At 69.4% G+C, this 22,601-nt stretch carries 17 protein-coding genes and 1 tRNA gene; 11 read left to right on the top strand and 7 right to left on the bottom strand.

Annotated features, from left to right (window positions below):
- The first annotated feature begins 88 nt into the window (after positions 1-88).
- The 7 genes from N7925_RS28375 (at position 89) to N7925_RS28345 (ending at position 9,258) form a co-directional block, all read left to right on the top strand.
- Positions 89-2,386, top strand: a complete 2,298-nt coding sequence (locus N7925_RS28375) for an FdhF/YdeP family oxidoreductase (protein WP_274345569.1) — start codon at positions 89-91, stop codon at positions 2,384-2,386.
- Positions 2,387-2,458: 72 nt separating this feature from the next.
- A complete protein-coding gene (locus tag N7925_RS28370; protein WP_265602244.1) occupies positions 2,459-2,929 on the top strand; it encodes a PaaI family thioesterase in 471 nt (156 codons plus the stop codon).
- A gap of 633 nt (positions 2,930-3,562) precedes the next feature.
- Positions 3,563-4,774, top strand: a complete 1,212-nt coding sequence (locus N7925_RS28365; protein ID WP_265604033.1) for a branched-chain amino acid ABC transporter substrate-binding protein — start codon at positions 3,563-3,565, stop codon at positions 4,772-4,774.
- A gap of 114 nt (positions 4,775-4,888) precedes the next feature.
- The gene (locus N7925_RS28360; protein WP_265602243.1) at positions 4,889-5,818 is read left to right on the top strand and encodes a branched-chain amino acid ABC transporter permease; all 930 of its coding nucleotides are present in this window, start codon (positions 4,889-4,891) and stop codon (positions 5,816-5,818) included.
- Between the two features lie 5 nt (positions 5,819-5,823).
- Entirely contained in the window at positions 5,824-7,608 is a 1,785-nt protein-coding gene (locus N7925_RS28355; protein ID WP_265604032.1) for a branched-chain amino acid ABC transporter permease, read from the top strand.
- 4 nt (positions 7,609-7,612) lie between these two features.
- Positions 7,613-8,545 (top strand): ABC transporter ATP-binding protein, encoded by a 933-nt coding sequence (locus tag N7925_RS28350; protein ID WP_265602242.1) that lies wholly within the window; start codon positions 7,613-7,615, stop codon positions 8,543-8,545.
- The gene (locus tag N7925_RS28345) at positions 8,542-9,258 is read left to right on the top strand and encodes an ABC transporter ATP-binding protein (RefSeq protein ID WP_265602241.1); all 717 of its coding nucleotides are present in this window, start codon (positions 8,542-8,544) and stop codon (positions 9,256-9,258) included. Before N7925_RS28350 ends, N7925_RS28345 begins: the two co-directional genes overlap by 4 nt.
- Positions 9,259-9,342: 84 nt before the next feature.
- Here the strand turns inward: N7925_RS28345 and N7925_RS28340 are convergent, their stop codons facing one another.
- Positions 9,343-9,999, bottom strand: a complete 657-nt coding sequence (locus tag N7925_RS28340) for an ANTAR domain-containing response regulator (protein WP_007460230.1) — start codon at positions 9,997-9,999, stop codon at positions 9,343-9,345.
- Between the two features lie 94 nt (positions 10,000-10,093).
- On the opposite strand from N7925_RS28340, the gene N7925_RS28335 reads away from it, so the two are divergent.
- Together N7925_RS28335 and N7925_RS28330 are read left to right on the top strand one after the other, a co-directional pair.
- Positions 10,094-10,176: transfer RNA gene (locus N7925_RS28335), tRNA-Leu, on the top strand.
- An 81-nt stretch (positions 10,177-10,257) separates the two neighbouring features.
- A complete protein-coding gene (locus tag N7925_RS28330; RefSeq protein WP_274345568.1) occupies positions 10,258-11,043 on the top strand; it encodes a helix-turn-helix domain-containing protein in 786 nt (261 codons plus the stop codon).
- Positions 11,044-11,060: 17 nt separating this feature from the next.
- On the opposite strand, the gene pyk is transcribed toward N7925_RS28330, so the two are convergent.
- Complete coding sequence (pyk, locus tag N7925_RS28325; RefSeq protein ID WP_265602239.1) at positions 11,061-12,500, bottom strand: pyruvate kinase; 1,440 nt, start codon at positions 12,498-12,500, stop codon at positions 11,061-11,063.
- A 120-nt stretch (positions 12,501-12,620) separates the two neighbouring features.
- Positions 12,621-13,364 (bottom strand): SIMPL domain-containing protein, encoded by a 744-nt coding sequence (locus tag N7925_RS28320; RefSeq protein ID WP_274345567.1) that lies wholly within the window; start codon positions 13,362-13,364, stop codon positions 12,621-12,623.
- A gap of 139 nt (positions 13,365-13,503) precedes the next feature.
- Here N7925_RS28320 and N7925_RS28315 point away from each other — a divergent pair, with 139 nt between their 5' ends.
- On the top strand, positions 13,504-15,324 hold the full coding sequence (locus N7925_RS28315) for a bifunctional metallophosphatase/5'-nucleotidase (protein ID WP_274345566.1): 1,821 nt from the start codon (positions 13,504-13,506) through the stop codon (positions 15,322-15,324).
- Positions 15,325-15,470: 146 nt separating this feature from the next.
- Here the strand turns inward: N7925_RS28315 and N7925_RS28310 are convergent, their stop codons facing one another.
- Together N7925_RS28310 and N7925_RS28305 are read right to left on the bottom strand one after the other, a co-directional pair.
- Positions 15,471-16,898, bottom strand: coding sequence for a lysine N(6)-hydroxylase/L-ornithine N(5)-oxygenase family protein (locus N7925_RS28310; RefSeq protein ID WP_274345565.1), 1,428 nt, complete (start codon positions 16,896-16,898; stop codon positions 15,471-15,473).
- On the bottom strand, positions 16,895-18,364 hold the full coding sequence (locus N7925_RS28305; RefSeq protein WP_274345564.1) for a pyridoxal phosphate-dependent decarboxylase family protein: 1,470 nt from the start codon (positions 18,362-18,364) through the stop codon (positions 16,895-16,897). Before N7925_RS28305 ends, N7925_RS28310 begins: the two co-directional genes overlap by 4 nt.
- A gap of 85 nt (positions 18,365-18,449) precedes the next feature.
- On the opposite strand from N7925_RS28305, the gene N7925_RS28300 reads away from it, so the two are divergent.
- A complete protein-coding gene (locus tag N7925_RS28300) occupies positions 18,450-18,773 on the top strand; it encodes a transcriptional regulator (protein ID WP_443032359.1) in 324 nt (107 codons plus the stop codon).
- A gap of 416 nt (positions 18,774-19,189) precedes the next feature.
- Here N7925_RS28300 and pepN read toward each other — a convergent pair whose 3' ends face one another.
- Complete coding sequence (gene pepN, locus N7925_RS28295) at positions 19,190-21,781, bottom strand: aminopeptidase N (RefSeq protein ID WP_265602235.1); 2,592 nt, start codon at positions 21,779-21,781, stop codon at positions 19,190-19,192.
- A 414-nt stretch (positions 21,782-22,195) separates the two neighbouring features.
- A complete protein-coding gene (locus N7925_RS28290; protein ID WP_274345563.1) occupies positions 22,196-22,558 on the bottom strand; it encodes a chorismate mutase in 363 nt (120 codons plus the stop codon).
- Positions 22,559-22,601: the final 43 nt, after the last annotated feature.

The following is a 22,601-nucleotide window of genomic DNA, read 5'->3' as shown; positions in this document are numbered from 1 at the left end:
CGGACCGGCACGACATCCACGGGGCCGTGACAGGATCGACTGTGAGGACACAGACACGTGGAAGAAGCGCTCGAAGGGGAGCAGCATCATGGCCACCAAGCCGCCGACCGGTGACCCGGTCCAGGACGCCCCGCAGGTCGAGCCGGCCCCGCACGCCGCCGCGGGCCTGCCCGCCGTCGCCCACTCCCTGCGCATCGCCCAGCAGCAGATGGGCGTGCGCCGCACCGCGCAGACCCTCCTCAAGGTCAACCAGAAGGACGGCTTCGACTGCCCCGGCTGCGCCTGGCCCGAGGGCGACAAACGGCACACCGCCGAATTCTGCGAGAACGGTGCCAAGGCAGTCGCCGAGGAGGCGACCCTGCGCCGCGTCACCCCCGACTTCTTCGCCGCCCACCCGCTGGCCGACCTCGCCGGACGCAGCGGCTACTGGCTCGGCCAGCAGGGCCGGATCACCCAGCCGGTGTACCTCCCCGAAGGCGCCGACCGGTACGAGGCGGTCACCTGGGAGCGGGCCTTCGCGATCATCGCCGAGGAGCTGACCGCCCTCGACTCCCCCGACGAAGCGCTCTTCTACACCTCCGGCCGCACGAGCAACGAGGCCGCGTTCCTGCTCCAGCTCTTCGCCCGCGAGTTCGGCACCAACAACCTCCCCGACTGCTCCAACATGTGCCACGAGTCGTCCGGCTCGGCGCTCACCGAGACCATCGGCGTCGGCAAGGGCAGCGTCTCCCTGGAGGACCTCCACCAGGCCGACCTGATCATCGTCGCCGGGCAGAACCCCGGCACCAACCACCCCCGGATGCTGTCCGCCCTGGAGAAGGCGAAGACCGCCGGGGCGAAGATCATCTCGGTGAACCCGCTGCCCGAAGCCGGCATGGAGCGGTTCAAGAACCCCCAGACGCCGCAGGGCATGATCAAGGGCACCGCCCTCAACGACCTCTTCCTCCAGATCCGCATCGGCGGCGACCAGGCCCTCTTCCGCCTCCTCAACAAGCTGATCCTCGCCGCCGACGGCGCCGTCGACACCGCGTTCGTCACCGAACACACCCACGGCTACGAGGAGTTCACCAAAGCCGCCGAAGCGGCCGACTGGGACGAGACCCTCACCGCGACCGGCCTCACCCGCACCGAGATCGAGCAGGCCCTCGCCCTCGTCCTCGCCTCCCAGCGCACCATCGTCTGCTGGGCGATGGGCCTCACCCAGCACAAACACTCCGTGCCCACCATCCGCGAAGTCGTCAACTTCCTTCTCCTGCGCGGAAACATCGGCCGTCCCGGCGCCGGAGTCTGCCCAGTGCGCGGCCACTCCAACGTCCAGGGCGACCGCACCATGGGCATCTTCGAACGGCCCGCACCGGCCTTCCTCGACGCCCTCGACAAGGAGTTCGGCATCACCTCGCCGCGTCACCACGGCCTGGACGTGGTGCGCTCCATCCAGGCCCTGCGCGACGGCGAGGCGAAGGTCTTCTTCGCGATGGGCGGCAACTTCGTCGCGGCCACGCCCGACACCGCCGTCACCGAGGCCGCGATGCGCCGCGCCCGCCTCACCGTCCACGTCTCCACCAAGCTCAACCGCTCCCACGCCGTGACCGGGACCCGCGCCCTGATCCTGCCCACGCTCGGCCGCACCGACAAGGACGTCCAGGCGAGCGGCAAGCAGTTCGTCACCGTCGAGGACTCCATGGGCATGGTCCACGCCTCACGCGGCAACCTGGCCCCCGCCAGCCCCCACCTGCTCTCCGAACCGGCCATCGTCGCCCGCCTCGCCCGCGCCGTCCTCGGCGCCGGCTCCCGCACCGACTGGGAGGCCTTCGAGCGGGACTACGCCACCATCCGCGACCGCATCTCCCGCGTCGTCCCCGGCTTCGAGGACTTCAACGCCCGCGTCGCCCGTCCCGGCGGCTTCACCCTCCCCCACGCCCCCCGCGACGAGCGCCGCTTCCCCACCGCCACCGGCCGCGCCAACTTCACCGCCGCCCCCGTCGAGTACCCCGAACTCCCCGACGGCAGGCTGCTGTTGCAGACACTGCGCTCCCACGACCAGTACAACACCACCATCTACGGCCTCGACGACCGCTACCGGGGCATCAAGGGCGGCCGCCGCATCGTCATGGTCAACCCCGAGGACGCCGCCGCCCTCGGCCTCGCCGACGGCGCGTACACCGACCTCGTCAGCGAGTGGAAGGACGGCGTCGAGCGCCGCGCGGACGGCTTCCGCGTCGTCCACTACCCCACCGCCCGGGGCTGCGCCGCCGCCTACTACCCGGAGACCAACGTCCTGGTCCCCCTCGACTCCACGGCCGACACCAGCAACACCCCCGCCAGCAAATCGGTCGTCGTCCGCTTCGAGAACACCCGGACCGGTGGAGAAACCGCCACCCCCTAAGCGTCCGCTCAGCCGTCTGATAGGAACAGTGCAGACAGCAACGAACGAGCGCACCGAAACGGAGCCGGACCCATGGGCGAGCACACCACCCCCCTCTTCCCGCAGGAAGTCATCGACGAGTACGCGGCACTCGGCGTCGACCTGCCCGCCCTCTTCTCCGCCGGCCACCTCGGCGAGCGCATGGGCGTCACCATCGTCGAGGCCTCCGCCGACCGCGTCGTCGGCACCATGCCCGTCGAGGGCAACACCCAGCCCTACGGACTCCTGCACGGCGGCGCCTCCGCCGTCCTCGCCGAAACCCTCGGATCCATCGGCTCCATGCTCCACGGCGGAGCCACCAAGCTCGCCGTCGGCGTCGACCTCAACTGCACCCACCACCGGGGCGCCCGCAGCGGCCTCGTGACCGGCGTCGCCACCCCCGTACACCAGGGACGCTCCACCGCCACGTACGAGATCGTCATCACCGACGAACAGGACAAGCGGGTCTGCACCGCACGCCTCACCTGCCTCCTCCGCGACGCCCCCCGCCCCGAAGCGGACTGACCCCCACCACCCACCAACCCCCGCCCCACACGGCCCGAACCCACCTGCCCGGCCAGAACCGCACCCTGTGCAATCCGGCCGGGCAGTGCCATATCCCCACCAAAGACAGACAGTTGGCCAACACACTCGGTCAACTTCCTTGACGCCACAGCGCGTTCCATGAGCCACTCAGCAGCCACATCAGCCCCCGCGGCCCCGCCGACCCCAACGCCGATGTAACACTGCGTAACGCGTAGGCAATGCGGAATCCAGCCGCGCACCCCGGCCACCGACACCCGGGGAACTTCGCCGCGCCCACCGCGATCACCGAACCGCGTCAGCACCAAGATCACCCCAAGCCCCTTAGCAGAGCTGCGCGTTCTCACCATGTGGTCCTTCCGCACTCCAGGCGAAACCGCCACATGTCCTCACAGGAACCTCAAGCCTTGCTCAAGGGCATAACAAGAGAGTCACATCCGCCGCCGACCAGTCCCGGTGGCCCCCAGCTGCGCTTAGAGTCACCGCCAGTCACCGCGCCGCCGGGCGCGTCTGCTGCACGGCCCTGTACCAACCCAGTACGGCCCGGCGATCGTCACGGCACCTCAAGCAGAGGAGGCCGCGCCAGGGAAAGGACTTTTCGTGCGACACCGTTCTTTGCTCATACTCACCGCAGTGCTCACCACCGGAGCACTCACCCTCACCGCCTGCGGTTCGCGCGACGACAGCAAGAGCAGCGGCGGCGACGGAGGCAACCAGACGGTCGTCATCGGCCTCGACGCCCCGCTCACCGGCGACCTGTCCGCCCTCGGCCTCGGCATCAAGAACTCCGCCGACCTCGCCGTCAAGACGGCGAACAAGGAAAAGACCGTCCCCGGCGTCACCTTCAAGCTGGAGGCGCTCGACGACCAGGCCCAGCCCTCCGTCGGCCAGCAGAACGCCGTCAAGCTCATCGATACCAAAGAGGTCCTCGGCGTCGTCGGCCCGCTGAACTCCGGCGTCGCCCAGTCGATGCAGAAGCCCCTCAACGACGCCAAGCTGACCCAGGTCTCCCCCGCCAACACCGGCACGGAGCTGACCCAGGGCAACGGCTGGAAGGCCGGCGACAAGAAGCGCCCCTACGCGTCCTACTTCCGCACCGCCACCACGGACCAGATCCAGGGCGCCTTCGCGGCCAAGTACCTCTTCGAGACCGCGAAGATCAAGGACGTCTACCTCATCGACGACCAGAAGCCCTACGGCGCCGGTCTCGCCGCCTCCTTCAAGGCGACGTTCACCGAGCTCGGCGGCAAGATCGTCGGCACCGACCACGTGAACCCCGAGGACCGCGACTTCAACTCCGTCGCCACCAAGGTCAAGAGCTCCAAGGCCAAGGCCGTCTACTACGGCGGCGAGTACCCCGCCGGCGCCCCGCTGAGCCAGCAGATCAAGGACAGCGTCAAGATCCCCTTCATGGGCGGCGACGGCATGTACAGCGCCGACTTCATCAAGCTCAACAAGAAGGCCGAAGGCGACATCGCCACCTCCGTCGGCAAGCCCGTCGAGGAGCTGGAGTCCGCCAAGAAGTTCATCGCCGACTACAAGACGGCCGGCTACAAGGACGCCTACGAGGCCTACGGCGGCGGCACCTACGACGCCACCTGGGCCATCATCGAGGCCGTCAAGATCGTCGCCGCCGAGAACGACGGCAAGATCCCCGCGGACGACGGCCGCGCCCAGGTCCTCGCGGCCATGGACAAGGTCAAGTTCGAGGGCGTCACCGGCCCCGTCTCCTTCGACGAATTCGGCGACACCACCAACACCCTGATGACCGCCTACCAGGTCACCGGCGGCAAGTGGGTCTCCAAGGTCAGCGGCACCGTCGAGTAATCATCGGCCGGGCCACCGCCCCGCCACCATCACACAAAGCAACCAGACCGCGCGGGAGCGCTACGAGCCCTCCCGCGCGGTGCCATATCCGAACCACTCCACGGAGGCCCTGCGGTGAACGAACTGCCGCAACAGCTGGCCAATGGACTCATCCTCGGCGCGATGTACGGTCTCATCGCGATCGGTTACACGATGGTCTACGGAATCATCCAGCTCATCAACTTCGCGCACGGCGAGATCTTCATGATCGGGGGCTTCGGAGCCCTCACGGTCTACCTCGGGCTTCCGTCCGGATTCTCCCTCATAGCCGCGATACCCCTCATGATCGTCGGCGGAGTCATAGCCGCCGTCGCCATCAGCATGGCCGCCGAACGCTTCGCCTACCGGCCCCTGCGCGGCGGCCCACGCCTGGCACCACTCATCACCGCCATCGGGCTCTCCCTCGCCCTCCAGCAAGCGGTATGGATGTGGTACCCCAACGCCACGAAGGACCGCCCCTTCCCCCAGTTCGAGGGCGAAGCCTTCGACATCCTCGGCGCCACCATCCAGCGCGGCGACGTCTTCGTCCTCGTCGTGGCCCCCCTGTGCATGCTCGCCCTCGGCTTCTTCGTCTCCAAGACCCGGGCCGGCCGCGGCATGCAGGCCACCTCCCAGGACCCCGACACCGCCAAGCTCATGGGCATCAACACCGACCGCATCATCGTCATGGCCTTCGCCATCGGTGCCGCGTTCGCCGCCGTCGCCGCCGTCGCCTACGGGCTCAAGAACGGCCAGATCGGCTTCCGCATGGGCTTCATCATGGGCCTCAAAGCCTTCACCGCAGCCGTACTCGGCGGCATCGGCAACATCTACGGCGCCATGCTCGGCGGCATCGTCCTCGGCGTCGCCGAAGCCCTCGCCACCGGCTACATGAGCGAAGTCCCCGGCATGGAACTCTTCGGCGGCGGCGCCTGGAAGGACGTATGGGCCTTCGCGCTCCTCATCATCGTCCTCCTCGTACGCCCCCAGGGCCTGCTCGGCGAACGCGTCGCGGATCGGGCGTGATGACCATGACCACCAAGACCACACCCGCCAACAGCGCCCTCATCGCGCTGCCCGCCGCCCGCCACCTCACCACCGCCGGCGCGGCCATCACCCTCATCGGCACCTTCCTCGCCTGGACCTGGACCGCCGAATTCCCCGGCGACCTCACCGTCACCGGCTACCCCGGCGGCCTCCAGGTCCTCACCCTCGTCGGCGCCCTCCTCACCCTCCTGTTCGCCCTCTCCGGCTACGGAATCAAGGGACTTCGCTGGCTCACCCCGGGCGGCGCCAACAGCCCCGTCCGACTCGCCGCCCTCGGCGTCCTCGGCACCACCGGCTTCACCATCGGCGCCATCACCGTCAAACTCGGCGGCGTCGTCAACCTCGAACCCGGAGCCTGGGTCGCCCTCACCGGCGCGATCATCACCACCGTCGCCGCCCTCGGCCTCCCCGCCGACCAGGAACTCGACGACACCACCCGCCCCACCCCGCTCAACCGCTTCATCAACAGCCTCCGGGCCCCCGCTCCCACGCGCGCCAAGGACCTCCCCAACTGGGCCGAGATCCTCATCATCGCCGGAGCCTTCGGCGTCGCCCTGCACGTCTTCACGTACGGCATCGACACCGAGTACGCCGAACTCTTCATCGGCTACATCATCAGCGTCGCGTTCGGCTTCACCGCCCTCACCCGGGCCGGGCTCATCGCCCGCATCACCCGGCTCACCACCAAGCACCGCAACGTCACCCTCGCCGCCGCACTCATCGCGGCGTTCTGCTTCCCCTTCACCCAGCAGAACGAGCAGTACGCCCTCATCGGCGCGAACATCCTCATCTTCGCGACCGTCGCGCTCGGCCTCAACGTCGTCGTCGGCCTCGCCGGCCTCCTCGACCTCGGATACGTCGCCTTCCTCGGCGTCGGCGCCTACGCCGCCGCCCTGGTCTCCGGCTCCCCGCTCTCCCCCGTCGGCGTCCAGTTCCCCTTCTGGGCCGCCGTCCTCACCGGCGCAGCAGCCTCACTGGTCTTCGGCGTCGTCATCGGCGCCCCGACCCTGCGACTGCGCGGCGACTACCTCGCCATCGTCACCCTCGGATTCGGCGAGATCTTCCGGCTCACCGTCAACGCCCTCAACGGCGTCAGCGGCCCCGACCTCACCAACGGCTCCCAGGGCATCCCCAGCATCCCCGACCTCAACCTCTTCGGCTTCGACTTCGGCGTCAGCCACAACATCGCCGGATTCACCCTAGGCAGGTCGGCCAACTACTACCTGCTGATGCTCGTCTTCACCGCCGTCGTCGTCCTGGTCTTCCGACGCTCCGGAGAATCCCGCATCGGCCGCGCCTGGGTCGCCATCCGCGAGGACGAGACCGCGGCCACCGCCATGGGCATCAACGCCTTCCGGCTCAAACTGCTCGCCTTCGCCCTCGGCGCCACCCTCGCCGGACTCGCCGGCACCGTCCAGGCCCACGTCTCCTACACCGTGACGCCCGAGCAGTACCAGTTCGCCGGCTCCGTGCCCCCGAACTCCGCCTTCCTCCTCGCCGCCGTCATCCTCGGCGGCATGGGAACCCTCAGCGGACCCCTCGTCGGCGCCGCACTGCTCTACCTCATCCCGGCCAAGCTGCAGTTCATGCAGGACTACCAGCTCTTCCTCTTCGGCATCGCACTCATCCTCCTGATGCGCTTCCGCCCCGAAGGGCTCGTCGCCGACCGCAGGAAGCAGCTCGAATTCCACGAGACCGGCCAACTCGACGTCCCACCCGACGTCCCACTCACCGACCAGGCCGCCGGCACCACGAAGGCGGGGGCGTGATCACATGACCACCACGACAACCACCCCGGCCAACCCGGCCACCACGGTCCTCGACGCCAGCGGCGTCACCATGCGCTTCGGCGGACTCACCGCCGTACGCGGCGTCGACCTCACCGTCAACAGCGGCGAGATCGTCGGACTCATCGGCCCCAACGGCGCCGGCAAGACCACCTTCTTCAACTGCCTCACCGGCCTCTACATCCCCACCGAGGGCAAGGTCAGCTACAAGGGCACCGTCCTGCCGCCCAAGCCCCACCTCGTCACCAAGGCCGGCATCGCCCGCACCTTCCAGAACATCCGGCTCTTCTCCAACATGACCGTCCTGGAGAACGTCCTCGTCGGACGCCACACCCGGACCAAGGAAGGCCTCTGGTCAGCCCTCCTGCGCCTCCCCGGCTACCACAAGGCAGAAGACGCCAGCCGCGAACGCGCCATGGAACTCCTCGAGTTCATCGGCCTCCAGGACAAGGCCGACCACCTCGCGCGCAACCTCCCCTACGGAGACCAGCGCAAGCTGGAAATCGCCCGCGCACTCGCCAGCGACCCCGGACTCCTCCTCCTGGACGAGCCCACCGCCGGCATGAACCCCCAGGAAACCCGCGTCACCGAAGAACTCATCTTCGCCATCCGGGACCAGGGCATCGCCGTCCTCGTCATCGAGCACGACATGCGGTTCATCTTCAACCTCTGCGACCGCGTCGCCTGCCTCGTCCAGGGCGAGAAACTCGTCGAGGGCACCCCCGGCGACGTCCAGGCCGACGAACGCGTCGTCGCCGCCTACCTCGGCACCCCCTTCGAAGGCGCCCCCGGCGCCGAAGAAGTCGCCGAGGTCGAAGCAGCCGAGGCCCACGCCGCAACGGCCACCGGCACCACCACCCCGGCGAAGGACACCACGACGCCCGACACCACCAGCACCGATGAGGAGGGCACCCGATGACCGCACTGCTAGAGGTCGAAGACCTCCGGGTCGCCTACGGCAAGATCGAAGCGGTCAAGGGCATCTCCTTCACCGTCGACGCCGGCCAGGTCGTCACCCTCATCGGCACCAACGGCGCGGGCAAGACCACCACCCTGCGCACCCTCTCCGGACTGCTCAAGCCACTCGGCGGCCGCATCCTCTTCGAGGGCAAGCCGCTGGCCAACATCCCGGCCCACAAGATCGTCTCCCTGGGCATCGCCCACTCCCCCGAGGGCCGCCACATCTTCCCCCGGCTGACGATCACCGAGAACCTCCTCCTCGGCGCCTACCTCCGCAACGACAAGGCAGGCATCGAGAAGGACGTCCAGCGCGCCTACGACCTCTTCCCCATCCTCGGGGAACGCCGAAAGCAGGCCGCGGGCACCCTCTCGGGCGGCGAGCAGCAGATGCTCGCCATGGGACGCGCCATGATGTCCCAGCCCAAGCTGCTCATGCTCGACGAGCCCTCCATGGGACTCTCCCCGATCATGATGCAGAAGATCATGCAGACCATCGTCGAGCTCAAGGCATCGGGCACCACGATCCTGCTCGTCGAGCAGAACGCCCAGGCCGCCCTGTCCCTCGCGGACCAGGGCCACGTCATGGAGGTCGGCAAGATCGTCCTCTCCGGCGCGGGCTCGGACCTGCTCCACGACGAGTCGGTCCGCAAGGCCTACCTCGGCGAGGACTGACACCCCGCCGCTGCCGTACGCGAGAGGCCCGCACCGCCCGATCTTTCGGGGTGCGGGCCTCTCGCTCTTCGTACGTCTTCGCGGCTACTCGGCCGACTTCTTCTTCTCCTCGGCGTCCTCGATCAGCGCCTCCGCCAGCTGCTGCATCGACATCCGGCGGTCCATCGACGTCTTCTGGATCCACCGGAACGCGGCCGGCTCGGAGAGCCCGTAATCCGTCTGCAGGATGCTCTTGGCCCGGTCCACCAGCTTCCGGGTCTCCAGCCGCTGGGAGAGGTCCGCGATCTCGCTCTCCAGCGCCTTCAGCTCCGCGAACCGCGAGACGGCCATCTCGATGGCCGGCACCACGTCGCTCTTGCTGAACGGCTTCACGAGATACGCCATGGCCCCGGCGTCCCGGGCCCGCTCGACGAGGTCGCGCTGCGAGAAGGCGGTGAGCATCAGGACCGGGGCGATGGACTCCTCGGCGATCTTCTCGGCTGCGGAAATCCCGTCGAGGACCGGCATCTTCACGTCCAGGATGACCAGGTCCGGCCGGTGCTCCCGGGCCAGCTCGACGGCCTGCTGCCCGTCGCCCGCCTCACCGACGACGGAGTAACCCTCCTCCTCCAGCATCTCCTTGAGGTCGAGGCGGATGAGGGCCTCGTCCTCGGCGATGACGACGCGGGTCGTCAGCGGCGGGACGTGCGACTTGTCGTCGTCGACGGCGTCTACGGGCTGGGGCGACTCGGGGGTAGTCACGGGGGCTCCTTGTTCCAGGGCAGAACTGCTGCCCCTGAGCCTACCTAGCTGTGGCAACCGGCAGGGACCCGGTACACTCTGACCAGCATGACCTGCCCGGTTGGAGGAACTGGTCATACTCGCGGTGCTCAAACCACCGTGCCTTCGGGCATGTGGGTTCGAATCCCACACCGGGCACTACCGAAGCGGATGTTCACTTTCGTGTGAACATCCGCTTTTTGTTGCGCGGGGTCGCGCCCGGCAACCCATCGTGATCACATGAGCTTGCACGAACCTGCTGTGAGGCAACGAGCCCTCACTCTCCTCCGGAACGGCGTCAGGAACGCGGACGTTGCACGAAAGCTGAACGTACCGGCAGGCACGATCAGCTACTGGAAGCATACGGATCGCGCGAAGCGCGGTGAATGCCCCGGAGCCCATCGCTCCTTCTGCTCGCGGTGCGAGGGAGAACTGGACGGATCTGCCTACGCCTACCTTCTCGGCCTGTACCTGGGTGACGGGCACATAGTCCAGAACCAGGCCATGCGAACACCCAGCCTCTCCGTCGCCTGCGCAGACTCGTGGCCCGGCCTCATGGACCTTTGCGAAAGCGCCATGCGTGCCGTTCTTCCCGAGAACTCCGTATGCAGGGTCCGTCGAAAGGGATGCCACCAGGTGAAAGTCCACTCGAAGCACCTTCGATGCCTCTTCCCGCAGCACGGCCCCGGCAGGAAGCACGAGCGGAAGATCACCCTCGAAGCGTGGCAGCAAGAGATCGTGGACGCGCACCCCTGGCAATTCATCCGCGGCCTCATCCACTCCGACGGATGCCGGATCATCAACTGGACAACGCGCCTCGTGCGTGGCGAGCGCAAGCGCTACGAGTACCCCCGGTACTTCTTCAGCAACAAGTCCGACGACATCCGCAAGCTCTTCAGCGACACGCTCACCGCCGTAGGCGTCGAGTGGACGACCCTCGCGCGGGGTAGCGATCCCTTCAACATCTCCGTAGCCCGACGGGCATCCGTCGCCCTCATGGATGCGCACGTCGGGCCGAAATACTGAGCAGATCCTGAGCCGCCCTACTTCGGGCTGTCGTCCTCGCCGATGTGGTGGACGCGGACCAGGTTCGTGGAGCCCGCTACGCCCGGCGGGGAGCCGGCGGTGATGACCACGACGTCGCCCTTCTGGCAGCGGCCGATGCGCAGCAGCTCCTCGTCGACCTGGGCGACCATCGCGTCCGTGGAGTCGACGTGCGGGCCGAGGAAGGTCTCGACGCCCCAGGTGAGGTTGAGCTGGGCGCGGGTGGCCTCGTCGGGGGTGAAGGCCAGGAGCGGGATGGGTGAGCGGTAGCGGGAGAGGCGCTTGACGGTGTCGCCGCTCTGGGTGAAGGCTACGAGGAACTTCGCGCCGAGGAAGTCGCCCATCTCGGCGGCGGCCCTCGCGACGGCGCCGCCCTGGGTGCGGGGTTTGTTGCGCTCGGTGAGGGGCGGGAGGCCTTTGGCGAGGAGGTCTTCCTCGGCGGCCTCGACGATGCGGGACATGGTGCGGACGGTCTCGATGGCGTATTTGCCGACGCTGGTCTCGCCGGAGAGCATGACCGCGTCGGTGCCGTCGATGATGGCGTTGGCGACGTCGGAGGCTTCGGCGCGGGTGGGGCGGGAGTTGTCGATCATCGAGTCGAGCATCTGGGTGGCGACGATGACCGGTTTGGCGTTGCGTCGGGCGAGTTTGATGGCGCGTTTCTGGACGATGGGGACTTGTTCGAGGGGCATTTCGACGCCGAGGTCGCCGCGGGCGACCATGATGCCGTCGAAGGCGGCGACGATGTCGTCGATGTTGTCGACGGCCTGGGGTTTTTCGACCTTGGCGATGACGGGGAGGCGGCGGCCCTCCTCGTCCATGATGCGGTGGACGTCGTCGATGTCGCGTCCGGTGCGGACGAAGGACAGGGCGATGATGTCGGCGCCGGTGCGCAGGGCCCAGCGGAGGTCGTCGATGTCTTTTTCGGAGAGGGCGGGGACGGAGACGGCGACGCCGGGGAGGTTGAGTCCCTTGTTGTCGGAGACCATGCCGCCTTCGATGACGGTGGTGTGGACGCGGGGGCCTTCGACGCCGGTGACTTCGAGGGTGACGCGGCCGTCGTCGACGAGGATGCGTTCGCCGGTGGTGACGTCGGCGGCGAGTCCGTCGTAGGTGGTGCCGCAGATGTCGCCGGTGCCTTCGCCTTCGAGGGGTTCGACGGTGATGGTGAAGGTGTCGCCGCGTTCAAGGAGTACGGGGCCTTCGCGGAAGCGTCCGAGGCGGATCTTCGGGCCTTGAAGGTCGGCGAGGATGCCGACGCTGCGGCCGGTTTCCTCGGACGCTTTGCGGACGTGGTCGTAGCGCGCTTGGTGTTCGGCGTAGCTGCCGTGGCTGAGGTTGAAGCGGGCGATGTCCATTCCCGCTTCGACCAGGGCTTTGATCTGGTCGTATGTGTCGGTTGCGGGTCCCAGGGTACAGACGATTTTAGCTCGGCGCATGGTTCGAGACTAAACCTTACCTACGGGTAGGTATTTGGCTCTGCATGACACCTCAACAACCTTCTCATGAAGGGTTGTTGACAACTGTTGAATTGTGCAGCGGGGTGCTCTGATGAGCGTTTATCCGAGGTTCGGCGGGACGAGTGTGAAGGATGCTTCGACTTGGGCGTCGATGGTCTGGCGTACGGGTTCGAGGTCGACGGGTGCGGCGTCGGTGGCGGCTTCCGTGCCCGCGCCTCGGTAGGTCGTCGCCTGGGTGGAGAAGCCTGCCCGGGCCATGTGGGGGCCGGCGTGGACCCCGGTGTCGTTGAGTTCGAGGAGGGCGCCGAGTCGGGTGTCGAGGGCTTCGGCGTATTCGCGGGCGCGTTGGAGGGCTTCCTGGACGGCTTGGCGGCGGGCGGTGGCGTGGTGGGGGGAGGTGGGGCGTAGTGCCCACCAGGGGCCGTCGATGCGGGTGAGGTCGTGATCGGCGAGGCGGGCGACGAGTTCGCCGAGTGCGGTGAAGTCGCCAAGCGTTGCGGTGAGTTGGATGCTGCCGTGGTAGGCGCGGACGCGTTCGGCGCGGCCGTGGCGGGTGAGTTCGGGGCGGATGGCGAGGGTGCCGGTTTCCAGCTTCTCCACCGCGTCGCCGTAGGTCTTGATGAGGTCGAGGGTGGTGGCGTTGCGGTGGGTGAGGCCGTCGAGGGTGGTGCGGCGGTCGGTGCCGCGGGCGGTGAGGGTGATGGTGATGTGGGCGATCTCGGGGTCGACTTCGAGGTGGGCTTCGCCGCGGACGGTGACGTGGGGGGTGGTGGGGGTGCCGTAGGGGTGGTGGGGCGCGGGTGTGGGAGCGGGGACGGGGGCGGGGGCGGGGGTTTCGGTCATGTGTTCACTGTGGCACGGGGGGTGGGGTGTCGTGGTGTGTGTCGCGTGGTCATCGGATCGAAACCTGCGCGGGGTGTTGTGCGTGGTGGCGGCTGGGCCAGAATCTACGCGCGTTGCCCTACTGAACGAGGAGTAAGAGATGCCGTTGAACCGTAGGACGTTTCTGGGCCGTTCGGCTGCCGCCGGTGCGGGTGTGGCGATGGCGGGTGGTGCGGTCGTGGGCTCGGCCGGTGCGGCGGAGGCGAAGGGGCACGGTCACGGTCACGGGCGTCCGGCGAAGCGGTACGCGTTCACGGTGATGGGCACGACCGATCTGCACGGGAACGTCTTCAACTGGGATTACTTCACGGACAAGGAGTACGACGACTCCGCGCACAACGATGTCGGTCTGGCGAAGATCTCGACGTTGGTGGAGCAGGTGCGGCGGGAGAAGGGCCGTCGGAACACGCTGCTGATCGACGCGGGTGACACGATCCAGGGCACGCAGTTGTCGTACTACTACGCGAAGGTCGATCCGATCACGGCGCGGCGTGGTCCGGTGCATCCGATGGCGCGGGCGATGAACGCGATCGGTTACGACGCGGCGGCGCTCGGGAATCACGAGTTCAATTACGGCATTCCGGTGCTGCGGAAATTCGAGGAGCAGTGCGACTTTCCGTTGCTGGGGGCGAATGCGCTGGATGCGAGGACGTTGCGGCCGGCGTTCGCTCCGTATGTCATCAAGCGGATGCGGACGCCGTACGGGCGTGATGTGCGGGTGGCGGTGCTGGGGCTGACGAATCCGGGTATCGCGATCTGGGACAAGGCGAATGTGGGCGGGAAGATGGTGTTCCCGGGTCTGGAGGAGCAGGCGGCGAAGTGGGTGCCGAAGCTGCGGTCGATGGGTGCGGACGTGGTGCTGGTCTCGGCGCATTCGGGTTCTTCGGGGACGTCGTCGTGGGGTGATCAGTTGCCGTACGTGGAGAACGCGGCGGCTCTGGTGGCGGAGCAGGTGCCGGGGATCGACGCGATTCTGGTGGGGCACGCGCATGTGGAGATCGCCGAGCATTTCGTGACGAACAAGGAGACGGGGAAGCGGGTCGTGCTCTCGGAGCCGGCGAAGTGGGGTCAGCGGCTGACGCTGTTCGATTTCGATCTGGTGTGGGAGAAGGGGCGCTGGGTGGTGGAGAAGGCCGGTTCGCGGGTGTTGAACTCCAACACGGTGCCGGAGGACCGGAAGGTGACGTCGCTGCTGCGGTCGGAGCACCGCGAGGTGGTGGAGTACGTCAATCAGGTGATCGGTACGTCGGTGGTGGCGATGTCGACGGCGGACGCGCCCTGGAAGGACGAGCCGATCATCGATCTGATCAACCAGGTGCAGGCGGAGACGGTGAAGGCGGCGCTGGCGGGTGGGGAGTACGCGGCGTTGCCGGTGCTGTCGCAGGCTTCGTGCTTCTCGCGTACGGCGGGGATTCCGGCCGGTGAGGTGACGATCAAGGACGCGGCGGGGCTGTATCCGTTCGAGAACACGCTGGAGGCGCGGCTGCTCACGGGTGCGCAGCTGAAGGAGTATCTGGAGTATTCGGCGCGGTATTTCGTGCGGACGCCCGCGGGTGGTCCGGTGGACACGGCGAAGCTGACGAACGCGGACGGGATTCCGGACTACAACTACGACGCGGTGTCGGGGGTGACGTACGACATCGACATCGCGCAGCCGGTGGGTTCGCGGATCACCGGGCTGTCCTTCGAGGGGAAGGCGATCGATCCGGCGGCGCGGTTCGTGTTCGCGGTGAACAACTATCGGGCGAGCGGTGGGGGGAACTTCCCGCATGTGCCGGGGGCGCGGCAGGTGTGGGCGGATTCGGACGAGATCCGGAACACGATCATCGGGTGGGTGCGGGAGAAGGGGTCGGTGGATCCGGCCGCGTTCGCTTCGGTGGGGTGGCGGCTGACGCGTGATGGGGCGCCGGTGTTCCCGTGACGCCGCTGTTCCCGTAACGCCGGTGTTCCGGTGACGCCGCTGTCCCCGTAACGCCGGTATCCGTAACGCTGTGTGCGGTGGGTTCTTCGTTCGGCCCGGGTCTTCTTCGGAGGGCCCGGGCCGTTCGTTGTGCGGGGGTGCGGGCGCTAGACGGATTGGCTCAGGGGGATGAGGGCGGAGGCCTGGGCGGGGATTCTCGGGGGCTGGGGGGTGAGGCCGAAGGTGGTGAAGGCGGTGCGGGCGGGGAGGGGGTAGGGGTTGGCGTCGGTGAGGTTGTTGAGGATGGTGGCGCTGCGCCAGGCGGCGAGTCCGAGGTCGGGGGCGCCGACTCCGTGGGTGTGGCGTTCGGCGTTCTGTACGTAGACGTGTCCGGTGACGGCGGGGTCGAGGACCAGGCGGTACTGGTCGTCGATGCGGGGGCGGTGGGAGGCGTCGCGGCTGAGGTAGGGGCCGAGGCTGCCGAGGACGGCGTCGAGGGGGCGTTCGCGGTAGCCGGTGGCGAGGATGACGGCGTCGGTGGTGAGGCGGGAGCGGGTGCCCTGCTGGGTGTGTTCGAGGTGGAGTTCGACGCGGGTGTTGGCGACGCGTCCGGCGGTGCGGACGTGGACTCCGGGGGTGAGGGTGGCGTCGGGCCAGCCGCCGTGGAGGGTGCGGCGGTAGAGCTCGTCGTGGATGGCGGCGATGGTGTCGGCGTCGATGCCTTTGTGGAGCTGCCATTGGCGGGGGACGAGTTCGTCGCGGGCGGATTCGGGCAGGGCGTGGAAGTAGCGGCTGTAGTCGGGGGTGAAGTGTTCGAGGCCGAGTTTGGAGTACTCCATGGGGGCGAAGGCCTGGGTGCGGGCGAGCCAGTGGATCTTCTCGGCGCCTTCGGGGCGGGCGCGCAGGAGGTCGAGGAAGATCTCGGCGCCGGACTGTCCTGATCCGATGACGGTGATGTGTTCGGCGGTGAGGAGCCGTTCGCGGTGGCGGAGGTAGTCGGCGGAGTGGAGTACGGGGACGGTTTCGGCTTCGGCGAGGGGTTTGAGGGGTTCGGGGACGAAGGGTTCGGTGCCGATGCCGAGGGCGATGTGTCGGGCGTAGGCGCGGCCGAGGGCTTCGGCTTCGCCGTCGCGGTCGAGTTGGGTGAAGTCGACTTCGAAGAGGGCGCGGTCGGTGTTCCAGCGGACGGCGTCGACCTGGTGGCCGAAGTGGAGGCCGGGGAGTTGTTCGCTGACCCAGCGGCAGTAGGCGTCGTATTCGGCTCGTTGGATGTGGAAGCGCTCGGCGAAGTAGAAGGGGAAGAGCCGGTCGCGGGTGCGGAGGTAGTTGAGGAAGCTCCAGGGGCTTGCGGGGTCGGCGAGGGTGACGAGGTCGGCGAGGAAGGGGACCTGGAGGCTGGCGCCGTCGAGGAGGAGGCCGGGGTGCCAGTGGAAGGCGGGGCGTTGTTCGTAGAAGGTCGCGGCGAGGGGTCGGGGGTCGTCGGTGCTCGCGGGGATGTTGTGGGCGAGTGCGGCGAGGGAGAGGTTGAAGGGGCCGATGCCGATGCCGACGAGGTCGTGTGGCTGGTCGGGTGCGGGGGCGGGCCGGGCGGTCATCGCGGGGTGTCGCTTTCCGTGGGGTGAGGGGTGGGGTGAGGGGTCGGGTGCGTGGGGTGGGTCGCGGTGGGGGTGGTGGGTGGGTGGGTGAGGTGGTCGGCGGTGGTGTCGGTGATGAGGTCGAGGAGTGCTTGGAGGTCCTGGGGGGTGGTGTGGGGGTTGAGGAGGGTGGCTTTGAGCCAGAGGCGGCCGTCGGCGTGGGCGCGGCCGAGGACGGCGTGGCCGCGTTGGAGGAGGGTGCGGCGGACGGTGGCGACGGTGTGGTCGTCGGCGTCGGTGGGGCGGAGGAGGACGGTGCTGATGGTGGGGCGGTCGTAGAGGTCGAGGGTGGGGGTTTTGGTGACGAGGTCGGCGAGGTGGTGGGCGGTGGCGAGGGTGCGGTCGATGAGGTCGGCGAGTCCGGTGCGGCCGAGGGCCTGGAGGGTGACGGCGATCTTGAGGGCGTCGGGGCGGCGGGTGGTGCGGAGGGAGCGGCCGAGTAGGTCGGGGAGGCCGGCTTCGGTGTCGTCGTCGGCGTTGAGGTAGGGGGCGTGGTGGTGGAGGGGGGTGAGGTGGTGGTGTTCGGGTACGGCGAGGAGGCCGGCAGAGGCGGGTTGCCAGCCGAGTTTGTGCAGGTCGAGGGTGACGCTGTGGGCGCGGTCGAGGCCGTGGAGGAGGGTGCGGTGGGTGGGGCTGAAGAGGAGGGGTCCGCCGTAGGCGGCGTCGATGTGGAGTTCGGCGCCGTGGGTGGTGCAGAGGTCGGCGATGGCGTCGAGGGGGTCGATGTCGCCGGTGTCGGTGGTGCCGGCGGTGGCGACGACGAGGAGGGGGCGGTGGAGTTCGGTGAGGGCTTGGTCGAGGGCGGCGAGGTCGAGGATGCCGGTGGGGGCGGGGACGACGACGGGTCGGGGGAGGCCGAGGAGCCAGGCGGCGCGGGTGATGCTGTGGTGGGCGTTGGCGCCGCAGATGGTCTGTACGGGGCCGTGGCGTTCGCGGGCGAGGAGCAGGGCGAGTTGGTTGGCCTCGGTGCCGCCGGTGGTGATGACGGCGTCGGGTGAGCGGGTGTGGGGGTAGATCTCGGCGGCGAGTGCGGTGGTGAGGTCGGCTTCGAGGGCGGAGGCGGCGGGGGCCTGGTCCCAGGAGTCCATGGAGGGGTTGAGGGCGCTGGCGGCGAGGTCGGCTGCTGCTGCCAGGGCGAGGGGCGGGGTGTGGAGGTGGGCGGCGCAGTGGGGGTGGGCGGGGTCCGCGGCGCCTGCGGCGAGGGCGGTGACGAGGCTTCGGAGGGCGTGGTGGGGGCCGGTGCCGTGGTCGGGGATGAGGGGGTGGGTGGCGGTGCGGGTGCGGGGGGTGACGGTGTCGGGTCCGCCGGCGGGGAGGGGGCCGTCGCGGAGGGTCGCGCCGTCGTGGAGTGCGGTGAGGACGGTGTCGATGAGGGGGCGGAGGGCGGCGGGGCCTGCGGTGCCTCCGGCGAGGGGCGGGGTGGGCATGGGTGGGGTGGTCCTTCGGGTGCGCGGGGGTGGGCGTGCCAGCTTGTCCCGGGTTTCGGGTGGCGCGGCCGAAGAGCCCAACGATCTGAACCCGAAAGGGGTACTGCCGGTTGGTGTGGCCCGGTTGGGGAGGGGCGGGGTGGGGGCGTTGCCGGTGGGGGATCTGCCGGCCTCGATCGAGGTGGAGCCCTCGGCTCTCTCGCCGTTGGCGGTGGTGCGGCGGTCCGGCAGCGTCTCAGCGAACCGGGAGGGTTCCACGGTGGTGTACGAGCCGGCGGGCGGCGATTTCGCCGAGCTGGTGCGGGCTGCGCGGCGGATCCTTACCGAGATGCGGATCCTCACCGAGATGATGACCGGCCGGGGCGGGCCGCTCGCCCAGCCGCGGGAGGCCGAGGAGACCGTCCGGTGATCGCGCCGCCGGACACCTTGCCGTACCGGCACGTGCTGACGCTGCCCGCACGCGACGGGATCGCCCGTGCGCATCGTCCGGGAGACCTCCGAACGGGTGCCGGCGGAGTGCCGGTTGAAGGCGGAGTTCTTCAAGACGCTGGGGCACCCGGTCCGGATCAGGGTGCTCGAACTGCTCGGTGAACGCGAGCACGCGGTCTCGGAGATGCTTTACGAGGTGGGGGTCGAGGCCTCCCTGGCCGGTCCGCGGGCGACGGGCGCCTCCGGGGACGACATTCCCGTCGGGGCTCCGGACGCGACCCCGGTGGGGGCTCCGGGTGACGTCGCGGACGAGAGCGGCGACGGCCCCGGCTTATCCTCCGTACCGCCCGGCCGCGGGGCGGGAAGCGGTTCCCGTCCCGCGGCCGTGCGCGTCGGTCAGTCGGCGAGGGCGACGGCCGACCGTACGGCGAGGGCGCGGCGCAGGTCGTCGAGCTGGTCGACGAGCTTGCGGCGCAGGGCGGGGGTGAGGGCCGGGTCCTCCAGGGCGCGGATGCCGGTGCCGAGGCTCGTGGGGTCGACGGCGTACGCGGGGAAGGCGTAGCGTCCGGCGGCTTCGGCGATGGCGGGGCCCCGGCGGGCGGCGAGGGCGACGGCGTCCGGGTAGAAGCGGGCCACGTAGTCGTCGGTCAGCTCTTCCTGTCCGGGTTGCCAGAAGCCCTGGGCGGTGGCGGTGAAGAGGTAGTTGGACAGGGTGTCGTCGGTGAACAGGGCGTCCCAGGCTGCGGCCTTGGCCTGGGCGGTGGGCAGCGCGGCACGGCAGCGGGCCGCGCCCTCGCGGCCGGTGGCGCTGGGGTCGGCTTCGAGTGCGGCCGCGATGGTGGTCTCGTCGGTGGCGCCGAGGACGGCGAGCCGGGTGAGGATGCGCCAGCGCAGCTCGGGGTCGAGCTCGGGTCCGCCGTGGACGGTGCCTTCGTCGAGCCAGCTGCGGAGGGTGTCGGGCTGGGTGGCGGCGTCGATGAAGTGGCGTACGGCGATGAGGCGGAGGCCCGGCTGTGAGCCGTCCTCGGTGCGGCGGATGAGGTCGCGGCAGAGGTCGGTGAGGGTGGCGCGGGCGGCGGGCAGGTCCTCGGGGATGGTGTAGCGGTCGACGACCTGGCCGGCGGCGAAGGACAGGACGCCCTGGACGAGCGCGAGGTCGGTCTCGTGCGGGAGGTGCGTGCGTGCGGTCGCGAGGTAGGTGGCGGGAGGGAGTTGCGCGTCGCGGACCATGTCCCGGGCGGTGTTCCAGACGACGGCCCGGGTGAGGGCGTCGGGGATGCCGGAGAGGCTGGTCAGGACGGTGTCCCAGGAGGTGGTGTCCAGGCGGACCTTGGCGTAGGTGAGGTCGCCGTCGTTGAGGACGACGAGGGCGGGGCGGCGGCCGGGGCGGATCGTGGGCGTCCCGTCGCCGGGTACGTCGAGGTCGAAGCGGTCGCGCAGGGCGAGGTGGCCGGGGGCGCCCTGGGTGCCCAGTGCGTGGTCGTAGGCGCCGACGGTGACGCGGTGGGGGCGGGAGCCGTCGCGGGTGACGGTGAGGGCCCAGGCCTGGCCGTTGCCGTTCGGCACGGTGGGGCCGGCGGTGGGCTCGGGGGAGCTGATCTCGGCGGTGAGGGTGTCGATGCCGGTGGTGCGCAGCCACTGTTCGGCCCAGGCGTGGACGTCGCGGTCGGTGGCGGAGGCCAGGTTGTCGATGAAGTCGGCGAGGGTGGCGTTGGCGAACCTGTGGCGGGCGAAGTGGGTGTTGATGCCGGCCAGGAAGTCCTTCTCGCCGAGCCAGGCGACGAGTTGGCGCAGTGCGGAGGCGCCCTTGGCGTAGCTGATGCCGTCGAAGTTGAGGAGGGCGGACGCGGTGTCGGGGACGGCGTCGGGGTCCGGGGCGACGGGGTGGGTGGAGGGGCGCTGGTCGGCGTCGTAGCCCCAGCCCTTGCGGGCGACGCCGAAGTCGACCCAGGTGTCGGGGAACGGGGTCTCCCCGGCAGGGACGGAGTTGAGAGCTCGGGGAAGTGCGGCCTCGGTGAGGGTCTGGTAGCCCATGTACTCGGCGAAGGACTCGTTGAGCCAGATGTCGTCCCACCAGGCCAGGGTGACGAGGTCGCCGAACCACATGTGGGCCATCTCGTGGGCGATGACCATGGCGCGGGTCTGGCGCTCGGTGTCGGTGACGGCGGAGCGGTAGACGAACTCGTCGCGGAAGGTGACGAGTCCGGGGTTCTCCATGGCGCCCGCGTTGAACTCGGGGACGAAGGCCTGGTCGTAGGAGTCGAACGGGTAGGGCTCGTCGAACTTCTCGTGGTAGCGGTCGTACAGGGCGCGGGTGATGTCGAGGATCTCGTCGGCGTCGGCGTCCAGGTACGGGGCGAGGGAGCGGCGGCAGTGGATGCCGAAGGGCAGCCCGGCGTGCTCGGTGGTGACCGAGTGCCAGGGTCCTGCGGCGACCGCGACGAGGTAGGTGGAGACGAGGGGGGTGGCGGCGATGGTCCAGCGCCCCTCCCCCGTGTGTTCGGCGACGCCGTTGCCGAGGACGGTCCAGCCTTCGGGCGCGGTGACGTCGATGGCGAAGACGGACTTGAGGTCGGGCTGGTCGAAGGCGGCGAAGACGCGCTGGACGTCCTCCATGAACAACTGGGTGTAGACGTAGGTCTCGCCGTCGGTGGGGTCGGTGAAGCGGTGCATGCCCTCGCCGGTGCGGGAGTAGTGCATCGCGGCGTCGACGCGCAGTTCGTGGGGGCCGGCGGTGATTTTGGTGAGGGGGTAGCGGTTGCCGTCGAGGAGGTCGGGGTCCAGGGGTTGTCCGTCGAGGCTGATCGAGCGCAGGGTGGCGGGCTTGACCTCGACGAAGGTGTCTCCGGCCGCGCGGGCGGTGAACCGGATGACGGTGGCGGAGTCGAAGGTCTCCTCGCCGGTGGTGAGGTCGAGGGCGATCGTGTATCGCTCCACGTCGAGGATCTGGGCTCGGGTCTGCGCTTCGTCGCGCGTCAGTACGGACATGTTCCCATGCTGCCGTACGGGTGACGGCGGGCGCAGCGGGGTTCTCCCTGGGCGGACGGGGCGGTCCGGGGGTGCGCGGGGCGGGTCTCGCGGGGGCGCGTCCCCCGTGGCGGGCGGGCCTCGCCGGGCGGATCTCACCGGGCGGGCTTCGCGGGGCGCGCCCCTGGGTGCGGACGGGCGGGCTTCGCGGTGCGAACAAGCGGGCTTCGCGGGGCGCGCCCCTGGGTGCGGACCGTCAGGCTGCGCGGGGCGCGTCCCTGGGTGCGGACCGTCAGGCTTCGCGGGGCGCGTCCCTCGGTCCGGACGGGCGGGCTTCGCGGGGCGCGTCCCTCGGTCCGGACCGTCAGGCTTCGCGGGGCGCGTCCCTGGGCCCGGACGGTCAGGCTGCGCAGTGCGCCTCCTCGGTCCGGACGGTCAGGCTCCGGTGGTGGCGGCCCTCGTGTCTCCGGTGCGGTCGGGGTCGCCGTTCCCCGCTTCGTCGGCGAGGCGCTCGTGGTGGCGGATCACCTCGGCGATGATGAAGGTCAGCAGCTTCTCGGCGAACGCGGGGTCCAGGTTGGCGCTCTGCGCGAGCTGCCGGAGCCGGGCGATCTGGCGGGTCTCGCGGGCGGGGTCGGCGGGCGGCAGCCTGTGGTCCGCCTTGAGGCGGCCGACCTGCTGGGTGGCCTTGAAGCGCTCGGCCAGCATGTGGACGACGGCGGCGTCGATGTTGTCGATGCTCTCGCGCAGCCGGTTCAGCTCGGCCTGGACGGACGCGTCGATTTCGCTCGTACTCATGGTCAGCGAGCTTAGACCCACCGGCGGTGGAGGGGTCCCGTCG

Source organism: Streptomyces sp. CA-278952 (assembly GCF_028747205.1).
Classification (GTDB): Bacteria; Actinomycetota; Actinomycetes; order Streptomycetales; family Streptomycetaceae; genus Streptomyces.
This window is presented reverse-complemented; position numbering and strand designations above follow the sequence as displayed.